The organism is Hanstruepera sp. CR43 (genome assembly GCF_055227665.1).
This window is the reverse complement of sequence record NZ_CP200078.1, coordinates 1,619,015-1,640,288: the sequence shown is the minus strand read 5'-3', so window position 1 is coordinate 1,640,288 and position 21,274 is coordinate 1,619,015. Positions and strand designations below refer to the sequence as shown.

Sequence of the window (21,274 nt, the reverse complement as noted above, 5' to 3'; positions counted from 1 at the left end):
GGATAGAATAAATTTAAATTAGACCCCTATTTGTGTAGTTTCAATTGAATGCGTTTTCTTGGAATATCAACCTCCAATACTTTTACAATCACCTGTTCATGCAAACTAATATGTGCATTAACATCGCTTACAAAACCATCAGAAAGATTAGATATATGAATTAGACCACTCTCTTTAATACCAATATCAACAAAAGCACCGAAATTGGTAATATTGTTTACAATGCCAGGGAGTAATTGTCCTTCCTGAACATCGTTAATGGTTTTGATGTTCTGATTAAACGTAAACACCTTGGCTTGTTCTCTGATATCCAAACCTGGTTTTTCCAGTTCTTTCACAATATCTTGAAGTGTAGGTAATCCAATGCTATCCGTACAATAAACTTTTAAATCAATGCTTTTTAAAATGCTTGAATTCCCAATAAGTTCTGACACACGTTTTCCTTCGTTTTTTGCGATGGATTTCACAATATGATAACTTTCAGGATGCACAGCAGAATCATCTAACGGGTTTTGAGCATCTTTAATTCTTAAGAATGCTGAACCTTGTTCAAAAGCTTTATCACCTAAACGTGGAACACTTTTTAAGTCGGTTCTGGAAGAAAACGCTCCATGCTCATCTCGATAATTCACAATGTTTTCTGCTAATTTAGGGCCAATTCCAGATACATAACTCAACAAGCTTTTACTGGCCGTATTGAGATTGACACCAACAGCATTCACACAACTTTCTACAACAGTATCGAGTTGGGTTTTTAACTTGGTCTGATCAACATCATGTTGATACTGTCCAACACCAATGGACTTCGCATCAATTTTTACCAATTCAGCCAATGGATCCTGCAAACGTCGTCCAATAGAAACAGCGCCTCTTACGGTAACATCGTAATTAGGAAACTCATCTCGGGCAATTTTTGAAGCCGAATAAATACTAGCGCCAGCCTCACTTACCACAAAAACCTGAATATCATTTTTAAAACGAATACGTCTAATGAGTGCTTCTGTTTCGCGCGATGCGGTTCCGTTACCAATGGCAATAGCTTCAATTTTATAAGCTTCTGCCAATGTGCTTATTTTTTTTATAGCGCCAGTGCTATCGTTTTTTGGTGGGTGTGGATAAATAGTTTCATTATGTTTTAATTGTCCTTGTGCATCTAAACAAACTAATTTACAACCTGTTCTAAAACCAGGGTCGATGGCCAAAACCCGCTTTTCTCCTAATGGCGAACCCAACAACAATTGTTTCAGGTTTTTAGCAAAAACAGTAATAGCGTTTTCATCGGCTTTTTCTTTAGCATTTTGCAAAGCTTCATTACTCAATGACGGTAACAACAAGCGCTTGTAAGCATCTTTTATAGCCATCTCAATTTGGTTGGAACACGCATTATCTGATTTAATCAGGCGTTGCACTATTTTGTCTAAAGCACGCTCATCATCAATTTCTATTTTCAAACGAATAAAACCTTCGTTTTCGGCGCGTAAAATGGCCAGCAAGCGATGTGAGGGTATTCGGCTTAAGGACTCACTCCAATCAAAATAATCGCGAAATTTTTGAGCGTCGTCTTCTAGTTCTATCTTTTTAACAACTTTAGTTGTAATGGTAGCAAAACGTTCTAATTGATAACGAATATTGTTTCTTACATCGGTACGTTCATTAATCCATTCGGCAATAATATGTCTGGCACCTTCCAAAGCATCATCAACCGATTTTATATCGCCTTTTACATAACGATGAGCTAGTGATTCTAAATCATTAGCATTTTGGCTCATGATAATTTTTGCCAAGGGTTCTAAACCTTGTTCTCTTGCTGTATCGGCTTTTGTTTTACGACTTTTCTTATAAGGCAGATAAAGATCTTCCAGTATTGTTTGGTCAGGTGCAGATTCAATTTTTTGTTGAAGTTCTGGAGTTAGAACACCTTGCTCCTCCAAAGCTTTTAAAATAGTAGTCTTGCGTTTTTCTAAAGTTTCAAATTGCTCTTTGAATTTAACTATTTCGCCAATTTGAACTTCGTCTAGATTGCCTGTGGCTTCTTTTCGGTAACGTGAAATAAACGGAATCGTGCAAGCATCATTGAGTAGTTGAAGCGTATTTTTTATGGATGTTTCGGGTAACTGCGTCTGGGATAAAATATAGTGGATCATGGAATATTTTTGAATGTCGAAAAATAATAAAAAAACCTCGTAGCTTATAGGTCTACGAGGTTTATCTTATTTTCAAAAAAGGATTATTCAGCAACTGCAAAAACAGCCAAGGGAGCCATTCGAGCCTTGTTGAGTGTCATTTTTTTACCATTAAGTGAATAATTATCAACTTGCTTCAGGATTTCCATAAATTGATCTTCAATGGTCATGTTTGGACAGGCCATCATGGTTGTTGCAATTTCGGACATTGAAAGTCTATTGCCTTCTTTTATTTCATAAGTTCCTGTAAAATTATTGCAACTGGTGTTTCCAAAAACACGGTTGTCTTCGGTGGCAAATGAAATAAAGGCGTTATCACTAGAAATTTCTTTGCCGTTTAAAGCTACTAGCATCCATTTAGTATCGGTAAAGTCAATAGATTCAATACTCGATTCTGTTTCCAAGGCCTTGCTTTGTGTATCGGTACTTTCAGTATCATTTTTTTCTTTGGAATTACAACTTGTAAGCAAAACCATTACTGCTAGGCAAAATTTTAAAGCTAGTGTTTTCATAATTCAGTACTAATTACCGGCTTCTTTTTGCGCTTCTTCAATCATATCCTCATTTGGAACAATGGCAATATTAACACGTCTGTTTTTAGCACGCCCTTCTGATGTACTATTATCAGCAATGGGTTGCTCTTCTCCAAACCAATGGGTTGTAAAGCGAGAGTTACTTAATCCTTTGGTTTGCGTAAAGTAATTGGTCACAGCAAAAGCTCTGTTTTTGGATAAGGTCATGTTATAATCATCATTACCAGTACTGTCTGTATGACCGACTATTAGTAAATTAGTATCAGGATATTCTTTAAAAATATCGGTTAGTTTATCAAGCGTCTGTTGAGAAGCTGCATTGATATTGTATTTTTCTGTATCGAAATAGACACCACTATTTTCGTCAAAAGTAATAACAATTCCATGATCTACACGCTCCACTTGGGCACCAGGAATCTCCTGCTCAATTTGCTGGGCTTGTTTATCCATTTTGTTGCCAATTAAAACACCGGTTGCACCACCAACAGTAGCGCCTATTAAAGCTCCAAGTTCAGAGTTGCCTTTGCCAATATTGTTTCCAATTATGGCGCCCAATATGGCACCGCCAGCGGCACCAATGGCAGCACCTTTTTGTTTGTTATTGGCATTTTGAACAGATTTACAGTTGGTAAACCCTATGGTTAACAAACAAGTAAGAGCCAGTATTTTTATGTTTTTTATGGTTGTTTTCATGGTTTTATAGTTTTGTAAAATTCATTGTTATGGTAAATGGGCTATCATCAACAGTAACCGTTTGCTGCCATTGCATGGCTGTTTCCGTTATATTGGTAAGTTTTAGGCGAAATCCTTGATTGGTATCCGACTTATGCTTTTGGTCTGTGGGCTTTAATAAAAAGTCATATAGACCTGAATTAGAATCAACTTCCAAGATGGTAAAAACAAAATATCGAGACCCTACTGAACAGTCTGCCTTTGTAATCCTATAGGTTCCGGTATTGTTGTTGGGAACAAATTCCCAGTTGCTGCCTTCAAAACATTCTTTTGAGACGTCGTTTAGGAGATTGACTTTAAATTCGCCAGATTCGCTATAGTCTATAGATGTCAATGCCCAATTGCCCTTTATAACTTTTTTGGAGTCCCTAACGGTTTTTGAAGCACCGCAAGCTATAAGACTAATGCCTAAAAATAATAGAACTATTTTTTTCATAAAATTACGGTTAATGGTTAATAAGTAATAGGTAGTTAATTTACGAATTAATCCGCAATTTTAGATGTTAAGAAACTATTAATGCTACTTTGAATAAAAAGAATAGAGTCTGTAAAACCAATTGTTTAGTTGTAAATGAGTTGTTTAAGAAATTTGCAGCCCATTGGTTACTTCTTGGTTTGCATCAGGATTTACAAACACCAATTTACCTTCAGCGTTTTCAGTCATTAAAATCATACCTTGACTTTCTACACCACGTAATGCTCGTGGTGCTAAATTCACTAAAACAGTTACCTTTTTACCTATAACTTCTTCAGCTGTAAAACTTTCTGCAATACCAGAAACTATGGTTCGCACATCAATGCCTGTATCAACTTTTAAGACTAAAAGTTTTTTGGCTTTTGGCATTTTTTCCGCTTCAATAATGGTGCCTACACGCAAGTCCAGTTTGGTAAAATCATCAAAGGTAATTTCGTCTTTTTGTGGTTCAGCCGCTTTATTGGCAGCTTCATTGGCCTTTTTGCTGGCTTCTAGTTTGTCCAATTGTTTTTGAATTTCAGAATCTTCAATTTTACTGAAGAGCAATTCTGCTTTACCAATTTTATGGTTAGCAGGAAGTAAAATGTCTTTTGATGCAATAGTATTCCATGTGGATTCCGCATCAAGTGCGGAATGACAAAGAATGAGTTTTAATTTTTCTGAAGTAAAAGGCAAAAGAGGCTCACTTAATGTTGCCAAGGCTGATGCGATTTGTAATGCCACAAACATAATGGTTTTGGTTCGGACTTCATCTTCTTTAATCACCTTCCAAGGTTCTTCGTCAGCGAGATATTTATTTCCTAATCGCGCTAAATTCATCAATTCCTGACTGGCTTCCCGGAAACGGTAACGCTCTATAGAACTGGCAATAACGTCTGGATAGGCTTTGACAGCAGCTAAAGTTTCTTCGTCTACACTTGTATAGTCTGATGGTTGTGGCACAACACCATCGTAGTATTTGTTGGTTAAAACCACAACACGATTGATGAAGTTTCCGAATATGGCCACCAATTCATTATTGTTTCTTGCCTGAAAATCTTTCCAGGTAAAATCGTTGTCCTTGGTTTCAGGCGCATTGGCTGTTAACGCATAGCGCAATACATCTTGTTTATCAGGAAAATCCTCTAAATATTCTGGTAACCAAACTGCCCAGTTTTTTGAAGTCGATAACTTATTACCCTCTAAATTTAAAAATTCATTGGCTGGCACATTATCAGGTAAAATATAGGATCCTTCAGCTTTTAGCATGCTTGGGAAAATAATACAGTGAAATACGATGTTATCTTTTCCAATGAAGTGAACCAACTTAGTGTCTTTGTCTTTCCAGTAGGGTTCCCAGTCTTTACCTTCGCGTTCAGCCCATTCTTTGGTTGCCGAAATATAACCAATGGGTGCATCAAACCAGACATAAAGTACTTTGCCTTCACCACCTTCTACAGGAACAGGAATTCCCCAATCCAAATCGCGTGTTACTGCACGAGGTCTTAAACCATCATCAATCCAAGATTTTACTTGTCCGTAAACATTGGGTTTCCAATCTTTTTTATGACCCTTTAAAATCCATTCTTTTAGGAAATCCTCATGCTTGTCCAATGGTAAAAACCAGTGCTTGGTCTCTTTAAGTGTCGGCGTGTTTCCAGTAATGGCTGATTTTGGGTTAATCAAATCGGTTGCATTCAGACTCGTTCCGCATTTTTCACATTGGTCGCCATAAGCTTCTTCATTACCGCATTTAGGACAGGTTCCTGTTACAAAGCGATCGGCCAAAAACTGGTTGGCTTCTTCATCATACAACTGTTCAGTGACTTCTTCAATAAACTCACCTTTATCATACAAGGTTTTAAAAAACTCCTGGGCTGTATCGTGATGAATTTGAGCTGATGTACGCGAGTAGTTATCAAACGACACACCAAAATCTTCAAATGACTTTTTTATGATGGCATGGTATTTATCAACAATATCTTGAGGGGTTACACCTTCTTTTTTTGCTTTAATGGTGATTGGTACACCATGTTCATCACTACCGCAAATAAAGGCAACATCATGACCTGTTAATCGTAAATAGCGTGCATAAATATCGGCAGGCACATATACACCGGCTAAATGCCCAATATGAATGGGGCCATTTGTGTAAGGTAATGCTGCAGTTATCGTATATCGTTTTGACATCTTGTATCTTTTTCTGAAGCCACAAAAGTACGCAATTTACATGCGTTTCTGAAAAAAAATGTACATTTACAATATGTCAAAAATCACCTTAATAGTTAGCTTATGTTGTCTTCTTTTTTTGGGAGAGAAAGAACAAATACGAGTTGATGATTCTAACAACTTAAAACAAGAAACTTTGATACGACCACCCTATTTAAAAGCAGGAGATACAGTTGCCATCGTTGCGCCATCAGGCATTTTAAAAAACAGACAACAGGAAGTACAACAAGCTGTTGATTTGCTTAAAAGCTGGGGTTTGCATACATTGGTAGGAGAACATGTTTTTAGCCAAGACAACCATTTTGCTGGAACGGATGCTGAACGTTGTGAAGACTTCCAGAAAGCTATGGATGATCCGAGCATAAGTGCCATTTGGTGTGCGAGAGGTGGTTATGGAACTGTCCGCATTTTAGATAAATTAAACTTTACCAAGTTCAAGGAACATCCAAAGTGGTTGATAGGTTATAGTGACATTACGGCCTTGCATAATCAATTTCATAATAAAGGTTTTGAAACCATTCATGCGTTAATGTGTACGAGTTTAACCAATGATTTGAGTGAGATATCAGAATCAATTGAAACCTTTAGAAAAGCCATTTTTGGAGAAGCATTGATGTATACTTTAGAAGGATCAAATTATAATCGAGTAGGTGAAGCTACTGGTCCATTGGTTGGCGGCAATTTAACCATGCTACATACCATGTTGGGCTCAAATACCAGTATAGATACCTCTGGGAAAATCTTATTTATTGAAGAGATAGGTGAGTATAAATACCATATTGATCGCATGTTGCAAAGCTTAAAACGCGCAGGTTATTTTGATAACTGCAAAGGTGTTTTGGTAGGCGATATGAGCAAACTTCGTAAAAACACAACCCTTTGGGGAAGTTCTGTAGAACAATTGATTTTGGATGCGTTGTCTGAATATAATTTTCCCATTGCCTTTAATATACCTGCAGGGCATGAAAAGGATAATCGGGCTCTGATTTTAGGTAGAAAGGTACAGTTAAAAGTTACAAGTGAGAAGTCAACGGTAGTTTTTGACTAAAAGAGCTCTTCAATTGATGTTGTTCATCGAATAGCGTAAGAAAATACTTCTTTTTTTTGTTTTTTTATGTAGTTCAGCGAATTTTTTGTGTTGTTCTCCTTAAAGCTTATTACCTTTCCAAGACCTAACCCTAAATCTACAAATCATGAAAAAATTAACTACACTTGTGGTTATATGCTTTTTAGTTTTTGTTGGCTGCACCAATGAACAATTGGAAGATGACCAATTAAAAAAGGCAAAACCAAAATCAAGAACTACCATTACAACAAACGATTCGCCAGATTCTGACAATGGTGAACACTGTGTATATACACAATTAATAGCAGGCCAGCATCATTCTGCGGGTTCAGTAACTATTGATGTAGTGGGTGATAATTTGGTGGTAACTTATACCACTAATGGCGATTGGACCATAGGAACCACCCATTTAAGTATTGGCGTGTGTGACGAAGATTGGGTTCCAACAAATGGTTCAGGCAATCCACAAATTGGACATTTTGAGTTTACAGAACCTTATTCTGCAACCGATCATGAAGTTGTTTACATTATTCCAATTACCGAAGTAGGAGACAATTACTGTTTTGCAGCACATGCTGAAGTTCAAGGGCCTACTGGTGGAGAAACGGCTTGGGCTGAAGGAAACGAGTTTTCAGGTAACAGTTGGGCAATGTATTCTGAATTTGATTTATCGACTTGTACATCTTCAGACGACGATGACGATGACGATGATGGCGGTGGAGACGGTGATAATCAACCGACATAGAGTAATCTACATAGTTTATAAAAAAGGCACATTCTAGAATGTGCCTTTTTTAGTTTATTTAGGATTATATTTATGACATGAATTCTAATAATAAATTGTGGCGCAGCATAATGAATTAGGAAAAAAAGGCGAACAAATGGCCGTTGACTTCCTTATTAATAATGGATATGACATTATTGAGCGAAATTACCGTTTTGATAAAGCAGAGGTTGATATTATAGCGCAACTTCAGGATACTTTAGCCATAATTGAAGTTAAGGCAAGATCGACTATAGATTTTGGAGATCCTCAAGATTTTGTAAAGCCCAAACAAATAAAAAATCTCGTTAAAGCTGTAGACGAATATATTATCGTAAATGATTTGGAGGTCGAAGTCCGGTTTGATATTATTGCTATCGTTAAAGAAGGTAACAAATATCAAATTGAGCACTTAAAAGATGCCTTTTATCATTTTTAATTTTCTAAAAATGCTTGTAATTCTTCAACATCGCTAGGTTTGGCAATGATTGTTTTGGTGCTATCCAAAATGAAAAAGCTTGGTGTTGCATGAACAGCATAATCTTTAACAACCTGGCTTTCCCATTGACTTAAATCATAGGTGTTAAGAAAGTTTGGAAAGCTTAATATGGTTTTTTTCCAGTTTCTAACACTATTTTCCAAGCCATAAGCAACGACAGTGATTTCAGGATATTGATCCATCAATGTTTTTACCTTGGGTAATTCTTCCAAGCAATGGCTACAGGTACTACTCCAAAAAATAAGCAAGTATCTGTCAGATTTATTTAATTCATACAGACTGGTTTCAACTGGAGAATCGTCACTTAAATAAGTGAATTTAAAATCGACTGCTTTATTACCAATGGCAGTATTTTTATATTCCTGTAAAATTTCTACCAGAAGCTCGTTATTGTTCAGTTCGGCTAATTCCAACAAGTAATTGTCACTAATGTATTTGGCTACGGAATCCTGACTAATACTTAACATACTGGTCCATACAACTTCTAGTAAGTTCATTTTGGTCATCTTGTTGTCTCCAATGGCATGGACAAGATTATCAATAGCTTGATTATAAGCTTCGGTATCTGGTGGTATGGCGTATATGTATGCCATAACTCGCTCTGATAGGAATTCAGAACATTGTAATAGGGGATTATCAAATTCTATATTATCAAAATAGTGTGCTTTCAAGTTTTTGGAGTAGGTATTTATATCTTCATAGGACTCTGGAATATATGTTCTATTGCTTTTTATAAATGCCTGGACTTGTGAATTTTCGGCTGCTTTTTCATAAGCTGTCTGTACTTCACTTAAATTTTCAAAAATTGATTCAATGGTTTTTTGATTAGTGTTTTCAGAAGAATAATATGCACTAATTTGACTATTAATATTACTGATATCTGACAAATAGCTGTTCCAGAGTATGTTGTCATTGGAGCTAATAAATGATAAACCGGTTTCTAAATCATAATTCAAAACAACATCCTCTTTACCGTCATAGAAAAAATTAAAATTATTACTTTCAGGAGGTGTGGCATATACTATCTTATAAATCCCTGTTTCAGCATTTTTGTCCATTTCTATTGAAAACGACCCGCCTGATTTTATTTTAGCACGATCAATATAGTCAGCACCAGAGGGTGTGTTTTTATAAAGAAAAGCATATGTAAACTCTTCAGCAGGAGAAAAAGTGCCTCTAATGCTGTGTTGTGCTAAAAGGAATTGGGGAAGAATTGAAATTATTAAAAGCCATTTTTTCATAATGCCAGATGTTACTTTTAGATGTTAAACGAATGTAACAAAAACTAATCCATAATGGGTTTTAAAGCCGTTAAAGCTTTCTTAACTGATGTTATATTTTCAAAAGTCAATAATAAACGAAGCCCATTTCTGGTTTGTTTTTCCTTCATTTTACAAGTATTGGAATGCGTTTGTACAAATTGAAGAACCTTGGTAAACTGGGGACTTTGATAAAAAGCACTTTTTTGATCATGAATAAAATAGCCAATAAGTTTATTTTTTTTCATAACCACTTTTTCCAATCCCATTTTAGTGGCTAGCCATTTTATTCTAACACTGTTCAATAAATCAACAACTTGTATCGGTAATTCGCCAAATCGGTCAATGAGTTCACTTTCAAAAGTGCTTAGTTCTTCTTCGGTTTTAACATTATTGAGTTGCGTATAAAGATTCAGGCGTTCAGTAATGTTATTGACATAATCATCAGGGAATAACAATTCAAAGTCCGTGTCAATGGTTATGTCTTTTACATAAGTTTTTGGTTTACCATCATCTTTATATAAATCCTTGAATTCATTTTCCTTAAGTTCTTCAATAGCTTCATTTAATATTTTTTGATAGGTATCAAAGCCAATATCATTAATGAACCCACTTTGTTCTCCCCCTAATAAATCACCAGCGCCACGAATTTCCAAATCTTTCATGGCAATATTAAAACCACTTCCCAGTTCAGTAAATTGTTCTAAAGCTGTGATACGTTTTCTGGCATCGTTGGTCATAGCAGAGTATTCAGGTGTAATAAAATAACAAAACGCCTTTTTATTACTTCGTCCTACACGACCACGCATTTGATGCAAATCACTCAAGCCAAAATTATTGGCATTATTAATAAAAATGGTGTTGGCATTTGGTACATCCAAACCACTTTCTACAATGGTTGTACTGACTAAAACATCAAACTCCCCATTAATAAATGCTAACATTAAATGCTCTAATTTTCTGCCTTCCATTTGACCATGTCCAATACCTATTTTAGCATCAGGCACCAAGCGTTGGATCATCCCAGCAACTTCCTTAATGTTTTCTATACGGTTGTGAATAAAGAAAACCTGTCCGCCACGTTGAATCTCATAGGTAATGGCATCTCGAATGGTTTCTTCACTAAAACGGATGACATGACTTTCTATAGGATAGCGATTAGGTGGTGGTGTGGTAATAACAGAAAGGTCACGAGCAGCCATCAAGCTAAACTGTAAAGTCCTTGGTATTGGTGTAGCGGTTAACGTGAGCACATCGACATTTTCTTTGATGGTTTTGAGTTTTTCCTTTACAGCAACCCCAAATTTTTGTTCTTCATCAACAATCAATAATCCCAGATTCTTAAATTTCACATTTTTATTCACTAACTGATGGGTTCCAATGATAATATCAATGGTTCCTTTTTCCAGATTTTCAAGAATTTCTCTTTTTTCTTTGGCTGTTCTAAAACGGTTGAGGTAGTCAACAGTTACTGGGAAATCTTTTAGTCGCTCCTTGAATGTTCTGGAATGTTGGTAGGCTAGAATGGTTGTTGGCACCAAAACAGCCACTTGTTTACCATTATCAACAGCTTTAAAAGCAGCACGGATGGCAACCTCTGTTTTGCCAAAACCAACATCACCACAAACCAAGCGATCCATGGGGCGTTCACTTTCCATATCGGCTTTAATATCAGCTGTCGATGTTGTTTGGTCGGGAGTGTCTTCATACAAAAAAGAGGCTTCCAATTCATGTTGCATATAGCTATCTGGATTATATTGATAGCCTTTTTTTAACTTTCTTTTGGCGTAAACTTTTATCAGGTTAAAGGCAATTTCTTTAACTCTTGATTTGGTTTTTTGTTTAAGATTTTTCCAAGCTTTGCTGCCTAACTTATAAACTTTTGGAGGCTTGCCGTCCTTACCATTAAACTTGGTGATTTTATGCAGAGAATGAATGCTTAAATACAAAACATCGCGTTCACCATAAACCAATTTAATAGCTTCCTGTTTTTTACCTTCAACATCAATTTTTTGGAGTCCGCCAAACTTACCGATTCCATGATCGATATGGGTTACATAATCACCAATTTCCAAATTGGTCAATTCACGCAAAGTGATAGCCTGCTTTTTGGCATAGCCATTTTTTAAATGAAATTTGTGATAACGTTCAAATATTTGATGGTCCGTATAGCAGGTTATCTTATTATCATGATCTACAAATCCCTGAAAAAGTGATAAAACAATCGTTTTATAATGAACATCTTCCTCGACGTCATCAAAAATATCGTGAAAACGTTTGGCCTGCTGCTCACTAACACAAGCTATATAATTTGTGAATCCTTTATCATGATTAGCATTAAGGTCTTCAATTAGTAGGCTGAATTGCTTATTAAAGGCAGGCTGTGGTGTTGTATTGAAGATTATTTGTTGATTATCTGCCGTGTTGGTCAGTAACTTTGAATTACCAAATTCAACCAAATTAAAGTCCATTAGTTGTTGTTTTAACAACATGGAATTACAGAATAATTCTGAAGGCTCTGCATGTTTTATTTCAGATGAGAGACTTTTAAAAGTTTCCTCTGCTTTTTCATAAAAATCATCTATTCTTGAAAATAGTAATTCGGCATTTTTAGTAAAGACAACTGTTTTTTGAGCGATATACTTTAAGAAGCTTTGACGACTTTCTTCTAAAAATTTGTTTGCAACATTTGGAATGATACTAATTTTCTTGATTTGATTCGTAGACAGTTGAGACTCTACATCAAAGGTTCGAATACTATCAACTTCATCGCCAAAAAACTCAATACGATAGGGCTCATCGTGAGAAAACGAGAATACATCAACTATACCACCACGAACTGAAAATTCTCCTGGCTCTGTTACAAAATCAACACGTTTGAACTTGTATTCAAATAGGACCTCATTCACAAAATCAATAGATAATTGATCGTTGATAGAAATTTTTAAGGTGTTTTTTTCAAGTTCACGTCTAGTGACAACCTTCTCAAAAAGGGCATCTGGATAGGTTACAATAATAGCCGGTTTTTTTCTTGAATTTATACGATTAAGCACTTCGGCTCGTAACAGTACATTGGCATTATCTGTTTCCTCAATTTGATATGGACGTCTGTAACTTCCAGGATAAAAGAGGACATCTTTATCGTTTAATAATAATTCAATATCATTAAGATAAAAGGCAGCTTCTTCCTTGTCGTTGAATATGAGTAAAAATGGTTTTTCAGCTTGTTTAAAAAGTTCTGTAAAAACAAATGAAACCGAAGAGCCTACAAGTCCTTTAATATGGGCACGGCCTTTATTTTTGGCAATAGCATGTTGCAGATTTTGCATCTGCAAAGCCTGATTATATACTTGCGAGAGGTTTGTTTTACTCAAGTCAAATTATTTTGTGCAAATATAAAATTTTGTTCACGAGTTTATTGATTAAAACTATTATTAAAATTATATTTACTCTGAAGGATTATAATTTTAAAAAATTGACAGAGTGAACTTATTTTAAGGGTTTTTTCTTATTAGAAAAAAAGAAAAATATGTAAGTTTGCACCACTTTACAAAACAAGAATATATGTCAATTTTAGATTTATTTGATAGTGGTTTTAAAAAACGTAATGAAGATCATTTTGCTGCGATTGTTAGGGTAGCAATGGATGATGGAATAATTACTGAAGAGGAGAAGGCGTTTTTGGACCGTTTAGCACGAAATTTAGATATCAGTGAAACTACATACAAGGAAATTTTAAAGGATTACCAATCACATCCTATTAATCCGCCAACATCGTATGATAGACGTTTGGAGCGTTTGTATGATTTGGCTCGTATGGTACATGTCGATCACATTCACGGTGAACATGAAAGTATGGTGTTACGTAAAATAGGTATTGGATTAGGGTTTTCTCCTGATAACGTCAAGTATATTGTCGATAAGGCACTAATATTAGTCAGTAATGGTGTTGATTTAGATACCTTTATTGAAGAGATAAGAAATATGAACAAATAATGTTCTATTCATAAGTTTGAAAATGCGAATCCAACGATTCGCATTTTTTTTATGGGGTCATTCTCATAAATTCTTCGGCTTTTTCCACCATATTTTTACTACCACAAATGAAAGGCACTCGTTGGTGAAGCTCTTCAGGTTGAATATCCAAAATCCTGTTGAAACCGTCACTGGCTTTACCATTGGCTTGTTCCGCCAAAAAGGCCATAGGGTTGCACTCATACAATAAACGAAGTTTACCATTAGAATTCTTTGAGCTTTTCGGATACAAATAAATACCACCTTTTATCATATTTCTATGAAAGTCAGACACTAAAGAACCAATATATCGAGAAGTATATGGCCTGTCGCCCTCTTCCATTTGGCAATATTTAATATAGTTTTTAATGCCTTGAGGAAAATGGATGTAATTACCTTCATTTACCGAATAAATTTTTCCATTTTCAGGAAACTGCATATTAGGGTGCGATAAATAAAAAGTACCAATGGCAGGATTTAAGGTAAAACCATTTACACCTGCACCCGTTGTATAGACTAACATGGTCGAGGTTCCGTAAACTACATAACCAGCTGCAACCTGTTGATTGCCTTTTTGTAAAAAGTCTTCAATGGTAACCGGAGTTCCCACTGGGGTGACCCGTCTAAAAACTGAAAAAATAGTTCCAACAGATACATTTACATCTATATTAGATGAACCATCCAATGGGTCAATTAAAACAACATACTTATTATTGTTGTTTTCATCCTGGCTGTTTATAGAAATAAAATCATCCTCTTCCTCACTGGCAATACCACAAACTATATTTCGGTTTGTGAGGGTTTGAATGAACTTATCATTGGCATAAACATCTAACTTTTGTTGGTCTTCACCTTGAATATTTGTCTCACCAGCAGCACCAATAATGTCCACCAGACCAGCTTTGTTTACTTCATGATTAACAACTTTAGCTGCTAGACGAATGGAGTTTATTAATCTGGAAAGCTCCCCTGAGGTGTATTTGAATGATGCCTGATTTTCAATAATAAATTCACCTAAAGTTTGATTTTTTTGAGACATAAATATGGAGGATGTTGATGTTTGTGCAAATATCGGATTTTTTAATAAACTACAACGTTTTCGAAAATTTAAATATCAGATAAAAAGCTATCTTTGAAGTAAAATCTTCAAATGAAATTTAAGGTAAGAAAGGCAAATAAAGAAGATATGGCCAGGGTTTTGGAATTAATTACCGAACTTGCTGTTTTTGAAAAAGAGCCTCATGAAGTCGAAATTTCATTAAAAGAATTAGAAGAAGATGGGTTTGGAGAAGAACCCCTTTTTCAATGCTTTGTTGCTGAAGTTGAAGAGCGCATTGAAGCAATGGCTTTAGTTTATACCAGATACTCCACCTGGAAAGGTAATGTACTGCATTTGGAAGACTTGATAGTCAGTGAAAAAATGCGAGGTAATGGTTTAGGAACATTGCTTTTGGATGAAGTTGTAAAATACGGTTATCAACTAGGTGTGAAACGCATCTGTTGGGAAGTATTGGATTGGAACGAACCCGCTATTAAATTTTATGAAGAAAAAGGAGCAGATGTGAAACGTGATTGGGATGTGGTACACTTAAACGAATCTGCAATAAAAACATATTTATCAAACCTGTAATATGCGAGTATTTAAATTTGGTGGAGCATCGGTTAAAGATGCTGAAGGGGTAAAAAATTTATTGAATGTATTGAATGAAACAGGACATTCAAAAACGCTGATTGTAGTTTCTGCCATGGGCAAAACAACCAATGCCATTGAAACTATTATTGATAATTATTTCAATAATAAATCGGCGTTACAGAGCTCTATTCAGGATGTAAAAAAATATCATAATGCCATTTTATTGGACTTGTTTGAAAATGAAAATCATCCTGTTTTCAAAAAAGTATCTGGTTTATTTGATGAACTGGCTTCATTTTTTGACCGCAATAAATCGCCAGATTACAACTATGTTTATGATCAAACTATAGGGTTTGGTGAACTGGTTTCCACAACCATTGTAAGCGAGTTTTTAAATGAAATGGGTCTAAAGAACAATTGGTTGGATGTTCGGGAGTTCATCAAGACTGATAATTATTACCGAAGAGCTAATGTAGATTGGGAAAAGACACAAAGCCTTATTGCCGAAAATTTTAAAAAGGGTAGTTTGAATATTACCCAAGGGTTTTTGGGGAGTGATCCCAATAACTTTACAACTACTTTAGGAAGAGAAGGTAGTGATTACACCGCAGCTATTTTTGCTTATTGCCTGAATGCCGATAGCGTGACAATCTGGAAAGATGTGCCAGGTGTTCTCAATGCAGACCCTCGATACTTTGAAAACGCACAATTATTACACAAAATATCTTATCGTGAAGCGATAGAGTTGGCCTTTTACGGGGCTTCAGTGATTCATCCAAAAACGTTACAACCACTGCAAAGAAAGGAAATTCCTTTATTTGTAAAATCGTTTTTGAACCCGCAAAATAATGGAACCGTTGTTGCAAAAGGTAAAGGGATTGAGCCAGAAATACCCTGTTTCATCCTAAAAAAGAATCAGGTGTTGGTTTCATTATCGTCATTGGATTTTTCTTATATCGTTGAGGAAAATATTAGCGATATATTCAATTTGTTACACATGTACAAAATGAAGGTTGATGTTATTCAAAACTCGGCCATTAGTTTTTCAGTTTGTTTTGATAATGGGTACAATAATTTAGAGAAGCTTCTTCAACATTTAAAAGCAAAATTTAAAGTAAATTGCTGCGAAAACGTGTCTTTGTATACTATAAGACATTATAATGAAGCTGCCATTCTACAATTAGAAAAAGACAAAGAAGTGTTATTGAAGCAATTAACACAAGAGACCATGCAAATGGTAACTAAATAAACAAAATAACTACATTTGTATTCATGACAAATCAACCTAAAAAAGGATTAGTTACCGCCAAGGAAGTTGCTGCTGCCATTCAAATGGATAAGTATGGGTTTATGGGGACTTTTTTTGGGTGGATTTTGATGAAAGTCTTAAAGATTTCAACTCTCAATTCCATTTATAATCGAACTAAACATTTGTCTGATCTTGAATTTTTAGATGCCATTTTGGAAGAGTTTCAAATAAAATTTGAAATTCCCGAAGAGGATTTAAAACGTTTGCCTAAAGATGGTGCTTATATTACGGTTTCCAATCATCCTTTGGGAGGTATTGATGGCATTTTGCTCCTAAAATTGATGTTGGAACAACGAAAGGATTTTAAGATTATAGCCAACTTTCTCCTGCATAGAATAGAACCCTTAAAGCCCTACATAATGCCTGTGAATCCCTTTGAGGATCGTAAAGATGCTAAATCTAGTATTGCAGGTTTTAAGAATGCCATTTTGCATTTACGTGAAGGACATCCATTGGGAATTTTCCCAGCGGGTGAGGTATCAACCTATAAAGATGGAAAACTGCTGGTTGATAGACCATGGGAAGAAGCAGCCATGAAATTGGCTCACAAGGCCGAAGTACCGATTGTGCCAATTTATTTTCATGGAAAGAACAGTCAATTGTTTTACAAACTATCTAAAATCAGTGATACATTCCGAACCGCTAAATTACCTTCAGAGTTGCTGACTCAAAAACGAAGAACCATCAAGGTTAGAATAGGAAAGCCAATTTCTGTAGCCGATCAAAAAGAACATGAGTCATTGGAATCGTTTTCTGAATTTTTAAGAAAGAAAACATATATGCTATCTAACTCATTTGATGAAAAAGGGAATTTGTTGAGTAATATTTCATCGACCTTAAAATTACCAAAGCCTCCAAAACGGATTGTTGGGCAGGTTGACCAGGCTTTAATGGTTAAAGAGGTAGAAGCCTTGCGTGAAGGTGATTTTCGTTTACTACAAAGTAAAAATTATGAGGTGTTTCTGGCACCAGCAAAAGAAATCCCAAACATTATCCATGAAATTGGACGCTTGCGTGAAATTACATTTAGAGAAGTAGGAGAGGGAACCAATGAAGCCATAGATTTAGATGCCTTTGACACCTATTATCATCACATGTTTTTATGGGATGGAGACCAAAATCTCATTGCTGGAGCTTATAGAATGGGTCTGGGTTCAGAAATATTCTCAAGATATGGAATCGATGGATTTTATTTGCAGGACTTATTTAGGTTTGAACCCGAATTATATAAAATGATGAGTCAGTCCATAGAAATGGGACGTGCATTTATCATCAAGGATTACCAACAAAAACCAATGCCATTATTCCTTCTTTGGAAAGGTATTGTCCATACAACCTTGCGTTATCCAGAACACAAATATTTAATTGGAGGCGTGAGTATCAGTAACCAGTTTACCAATTTTTCAAAATCATTAATGATTGAGTTTATGAAGTCACATTACTATGATCCTTATGTGGCTCAATATGTACATCCTAAAAAGGAATTCAAGGTGCAGTTAAAAGATGCCGATAAGGATTTTGTGTTTGATGAAGCCGAAGCCGATCTAAACAAGTTTGACAAAATCATTGATGAAGTAGAACCAGGTGCATTAAGGCTTCCCGTTTTGTTAAAAAAATACATTAAGCAAAATGCCAAGTTGGTTGCTTTTAATGTGGATCCACTATTTAATAATTCAGTGGATGGTCTCATGTACATTAAAATAGCAGATTTGCCTGAAAGCACTGTAAAACCTGTGATGGAGGAATTTCAGGCTGAATTAGAACGTAAGCTTTCCGAATCAAATGAAGATTAAATTATTAGCCTTTTTTTGTTTTTTTATATCATTAAACAAAATAGCTTCACAAAGTATTAAAGGCTTAATCACTGATTCTAAAACCAACGAATTAATTGAAGGAGCTTCTGTCTATTTTGACAATACCACCATAGGTGTCATATCAGACATGGAAGGGCGATTTGAAATTCCATTTAGTGAGTCTTTAAATACACCTTTGGTTGTTTCTTTTTTGGGTTATGAGAAGCAAGTTATTCAAAATTATTCCCCTGATATCGCATTAAATATTAAACTTGTGGAAGATGTGAGTGCCTTGAATGAAGTAACCCTGACATCCAAAGATTCCTGGTCAAGAAAACGAAAATTAGAACAGTTTAGAATGCAATTTTTGGGGTTCACTAAAAATAGTTTGTCTTGTAAAATTTTAAATGAAGATGATATTGTTTTGCGTTATTTAGAGGATAAGCAAATGCTGGTAGCATCTGTAAAAAGACCTTTGCAAATACGAAATAAAGAATTGGGATACATAATTAATTATGATTTACAGGATTTTGAAATTCAATATGTCACTTCCGAAGGGTCGTTGAAGATTACCACTGCGTCCTCTGTGTTTTATCAAGGAACTTCTTTTTTTAGATCTATAACTGATAAAAGGCATGTTATTAAAGAAAGAGAAAAAGCTTATTTAGGATCTGTCATACATTTTATGCGTTCGCTTTTATACAACACGTTGGAAGAAAATAAGTTTTCACTGCTGTATGAGAATAAAGTTGTTCCGGCAAAAAATTTTATTAGTGTTTATGCTACTGATGATCCTAATGTTTTTCAGGTTCGGATTTTCAAACCACTCACCGTGGTATTTAATAAAAATGTCGCCAGGCAATCAACTGTTTCCTCAAAAAAACAGTTTTTTTCTTTGGACAGAAACGGTAATCATTCTCCAGTTGACGCATTGGTTTTTACTGGAGAGTTTGGTCAACAAAGAATAGGAGATACGCTACCCTTGGACTATTCACCAGACTAATTCATAAATTAAAACCAAGGCTTGTTCCCAACTTGGTAGGTGTTGAAAAACTCTTCATCAGATTTTGTCAAGTAGATGATACCCTCTACCAACCCGATTAAACCTGAAATTCCGGAAGTAATACCACAAGTAAAAAAACCAAGAAGTCCCAAAACCAAGAGAATAACCCCTTCTTTACTATATCCTAATAAAAACTTATGAATACCTATCCAACCAAACAAAATGGCAATGATTCCCGCGAGAATCTTCTTGTTATCACCTGAAACCTCATTGAAAGTCTCTTGAGCGCCATCGGAAAATTCTTTGGCAGATTGTTTGGCTTCATGGGCAAACTCCCGAGCCTTTTCCTTGGCTTCGTTAGCAAACGCTTCGGCCTTATCAGCGGCTTTTTTTGCGCCTTCTTTGGCATCACCTAACATATCGTTTAGGTCGTCACTAAAGTTTTTTTCGTCGGACATGTTATTAGGATTTATAATTGACAATTAAATATACAAAAAACGCCATTGAAATTTATTCAAAAGCTGCATCAACAGGTTCCCATAGCTCAATTTTGTTCCCGTCATTGTCTAAAATCCATCCAAATTTCCCATAACTATATTCTTCCATATCGCCAACAACCGTCACACCTTCCTGTTTTAAGGTTTCTAATAATTCCTTTAGATTCTCTACACGATAGTTAAACATGAAATCTTTTTTTGAAGGCTCATAGTATTTGGTGTCTTCAGAAAACGGACTCCATTGTGTGGAGCAATCGTTTCCTGCTTTATCTTTCCACCAAAATGTGCAGCCGTAATCATCGGTATTGAAGCCTAAATGTTTTTTGTACCAATCTTTAGTAGCTTTTGGATCTTTGGTTTTAAAAAATAGACCACCAATTCCTGTAACACGTTTTTTCATAATCATTTTTCCGAGAAAGCGGAAAACTTAATTTAGTTATTAATTCTTTTTAATATTGGTTTCATAAATATCAATCCATTGTTCTGGAGTTAATTTAGTACAGAGTTCTGCAATTAAATCTAATGGAATATCATTAAAGCGTTTAAAACGCACACAACTTTTTCCCATGTCAAGCTTATAATTGCTGTGTTTTGGATATTCGTTTACAAACCAATCATGAATTTCTGGCACAGCATAAATGCCACTATGGTATAGATTAATGGAGTTTTTTTGTGATGCAAAACTCATAAATGGTAATGGCTCTTCAGGTGTACAATGATAACCATCAGGGTACTTACTATGTGGTACATAATAGCCTATCATACCATATTGAATACCTTCTTCAAAACCTTTTGGCAAATTGGCCTTTATAGTTTTGCGTAACTTATTTAAGATATCCCGACGTTCTTCTGGGACTTGACTGATATAATCTTCAGGTGAAGATGCTTTGTATTGCATAATTATACGTGTTGATCTATTAATATAGTATTTCCATCTGGGTCAAACATAACAATACTTGCTGGTCCAGTGGTGTTTTCATCAGCTTCTCTCTCCAATTTTATCATACTTTCCTTAAGGTGCTTTTGAATGTCTCTAACATCATCAAAAGAATCTAACTTACTGGCGTTTTCATCCCAACCGGGATTAAAAGTTAAAATATTTTGCTCAAACATGCCTTGAAATAATCCGACCAATGCATTGCCGTTTTTCATAATAAGATAATTCTTTTCGATATCTCCTGCAAAAACAGAAAATCCTAGGTGTTCATAAAACGTTTTTGAAGCGTGAATGTCTTTGACGCTTAAACTCATTGAAAAAGCTCCTAATGTCATATTTATAATGTTATTTTTTACGTTGAAGGATTAAT

20 protein-coding genes are annotated in these 21,274 nt (G+C 35.3%); 8 read left to right on the top strand and 12 right to left on the bottom strand.

The window, feature by feature from the left end; genetic code table 11:
- Positions 1-26 precede the first annotated feature (26 nt).
- From ACKXGU_RS07480 to metG, 5 genes are all read right to left on the bottom strand, one after another.
- Complete coding sequence (locus ACKXGU_RS07480; RefSeq protein WP_463464725.1) at positions 27-2,144, bottom strand: Tex family protein; 2,118 nt, start codon at positions 2,142-2,144, stop codon at positions 27-29.
- An 83-nt stretch (positions 2,145-2,227) separates the two neighbouring features.
- Positions 2,228-2,659: an META domain-containing protein gene (locus tag ACKXGU_RS07475; protein ID WP_463464724.1), complete on the bottom strand. Its 432-nt coding sequence runs from the start codon at positions 2,657-2,659 to the stop codon at positions 2,228-2,230.
- Positions 2,660-2,704: 45 nt separating this feature from the next.
- Positions 2,705-3,409 (bottom strand): OmpA family protein, encoded by a 705-nt coding sequence (locus ACKXGU_RS07470; protein WP_463464723.1) that lies wholly within the window; start codon positions 3,407-3,409, stop codon positions 2,705-2,707.
- A gap of 4 nt (positions 3,410-3,413) precedes the next feature.
- Complete coding sequence (locus ACKXGU_RS07465) at positions 3,414-3,884, bottom strand: lipocalin family protein (RefSeq protein WP_463464722.1); 471 nt, start codon at positions 3,882-3,884, stop codon at positions 3,414-3,416.
- 144 nt (positions 3,885-4,028) lie between these two features.
- Positions 4,029-6,092 carry a methionine--tRNA ligase gene (gene metG, locus ACKXGU_RS07460; protein WP_463464721.1) on the bottom strand — a complete coding sequence of 688 codons (2,064 nt, stop codon included), beginning with the start codon at positions 6,090-6,092 and terminating at the stop codon, positions 4,029-4,031.
- A 73-nt stretch (positions 6,093-6,165) separates the two neighbouring features.
- Here metG and ACKXGU_RS07455 point away from each other — a divergent pair, with 73 nt between their 5' ends.
- The 3 genes from ACKXGU_RS07455 to ACKXGU_RS07445 all read left to right on the top strand — a co-directional run bounded on the left by ACKXGU_RS07455 (position 6,166) and on the right by ACKXGU_RS07445 (position 8,399).
- Positions 6,166-7,179 (top strand): S66 peptidase family protein, encoded by a 1,014-nt coding sequence (locus ACKXGU_RS07455; protein ID WP_463464720.1) that lies wholly within the window; start codon positions 6,166-6,168, stop codon positions 7,177-7,179.
- Between the two features lie 145 nt (positions 7,180-7,324).
- The gene (locus ACKXGU_RS07450; RefSeq protein WP_463464719.1) at positions 7,325-7,942 is read left to right on the top strand and encodes a hypothetical protein; all 618 of its coding nucleotides are present in this window, start codon (positions 7,325-7,327) and stop codon (positions 7,940-7,942) included.
- Positions 7,943-8,039: 97 nt separating this feature from the next.
- Entirely contained in the window at positions 8,040-8,399 is a 360-nt protein-coding gene (locus ACKXGU_RS07445; protein WP_463464718.1) for a YraN family protein, read from the top strand.
- Here the strand turns inward: ACKXGU_RS07445 and ACKXGU_RS07440 are convergent.
- Positions 8,396-9,700 carry a TlpA family protein disulfide reductase gene (locus ACKXGU_RS07440; protein ID WP_463464717.1) on the bottom strand — a complete coding sequence of 435 codons (1,305 nt, stop codon included), beginning with the start codon at positions 9,698-9,700 and terminating at the stop codon, positions 8,396-8,398. The genes ACKXGU_RS07445 and ACKXGU_RS07440 overlap by 4 nt on opposite strands.
- A gap of 44 nt (positions 9,701-9,744) precedes the next feature.
- Positions 9,745-13,092, bottom strand: a complete 3,348-nt coding sequence (gene mfd / locus ACKXGU_RS07435) for a transcription-repair coupling factor (RefSeq protein ID WP_463464716.1) — start codon at positions 13,090-13,092, stop codon at positions 9,745-9,747.
- A gap of 190 nt (positions 13,093-13,282) precedes the next feature.
- Between mfd and ACKXGU_RS07430 the strand changes: the two genes are divergently transcribed.
- Positions 13,283-13,714 (top strand): TerB family tellurite resistance protein, encoded by a 432-nt coding sequence (locus ACKXGU_RS07430; protein WP_463464715.1) that lies wholly within the window; start codon positions 13,283-13,285, stop codon positions 13,712-13,714.
- A gap of 49 nt (positions 13,715-13,763) precedes the next feature.
- Here the strand turns inward: ACKXGU_RS07430 and fbp are convergent, their stop codons facing one another.
- Positions 13,764-14,771 (bottom strand): class 1 fructose-bisphosphatase, encoded by a 1,008-nt coding sequence (gene fbp / locus ACKXGU_RS07425; RefSeq protein WP_463464714.1) that lies wholly within the window; start codon positions 14,769-14,771, stop codon positions 13,764-13,766.
- A gap of 111 nt (positions 14,772-14,882) precedes the next feature.
- Between fbp and ACKXGU_RS07420 the strand changes: the two genes are divergently transcribed.
- Genes ACKXGU_RS07420 through ACKXGU_RS07405 form a run of 4 tightly spaced genes read left to right on the top strand, consistent with a single transcriptional unit; the run spans position 14,883 to position 19,470 of the window.
- A complete protein-coding gene (locus tag ACKXGU_RS07420) occupies positions 14,883-15,362 on the top strand; it encodes an N-acetyltransferase family protein (RefSeq protein WP_463464713.1) in 480 nt (159 codons plus the stop codon).
- A gap of 1 nt (position 15,363) precedes the next feature.
- A complete protein-coding gene (locus tag ACKXGU_RS07415) occupies positions 15,364-16,614 on the top strand; it encodes an aspartate kinase (protein WP_463464712.1) in 1,251 nt (416 codons plus the stop codon).
- 23 nt (positions 16,615-16,637) lie between these two features.
- Positions 16,638-18,467: a GNAT family N-acyltransferase gene (locus ACKXGU_RS07410; RefSeq protein WP_463464711.1), complete on the top strand. Its 1,830-nt coding sequence runs from the start codon at positions 16,638-16,640 to the stop codon at positions 18,465-18,467.
- A complete protein-coding gene (locus tag ACKXGU_RS07405; RefSeq protein ID WP_463464710.1) occupies positions 18,457-19,470 on the top strand; it encodes a carboxypeptidase-like regulatory domain-containing protein in 1,014 nt (337 codons plus the stop codon). The genes ACKXGU_RS07410 and ACKXGU_RS07405 overlap by 11 nt, the downstream gene beginning before the upstream one ends.
- A gap of 8 nt (positions 19,471-19,478) precedes the next feature.
- Here ACKXGU_RS07405 and ACKXGU_RS07400 read toward each other — a convergent pair whose 3' ends face one another.
- The 4 genes from ACKXGU_RS07400 to ACKXGU_RS07385 are packed head-to-tail and all read right to left on the bottom strand — an operon-like array spanning position 19,479 to position 21,239.
- Positions 19,479-19,928: a TM2 domain-containing protein gene (locus ACKXGU_RS07400; protein WP_463464709.1), complete on the bottom strand. Its 450-nt coding sequence runs from the start codon at positions 19,926-19,928 to the stop codon at positions 19,479-19,481.
- Positions 19,929-19,980: 52 nt separating this feature from the next.
- Positions 19,981-20,367 carry a VOC family protein gene (locus ACKXGU_RS07395; protein ID WP_463464708.1) on the bottom strand — a complete coding sequence of 129 codons (387 nt, stop codon included), beginning with the start codon at positions 20,365-20,367 and terminating at the stop codon, positions 19,981-19,983.
- Between the two features lie 39 nt (positions 20,368-20,406).
- Positions 20,407-20,865: a DUF1801 domain-containing protein gene (locus tag ACKXGU_RS07390; RefSeq protein WP_463464707.1), complete on the bottom strand. Its 459-nt coding sequence runs from the start codon at positions 20,863-20,865 to the stop codon at positions 20,407-20,409.
- Between the two features lie 2 nt (positions 20,866-20,867).
- A complete protein-coding gene (locus tag ACKXGU_RS07385; protein ID WP_463464706.1) occupies positions 20,868-21,239 on the bottom strand; it encodes a VOC family protein in 372 nt (123 codons plus the stop codon).
- Positions 21,240-21,274: the final 35 nt, after the last annotated feature.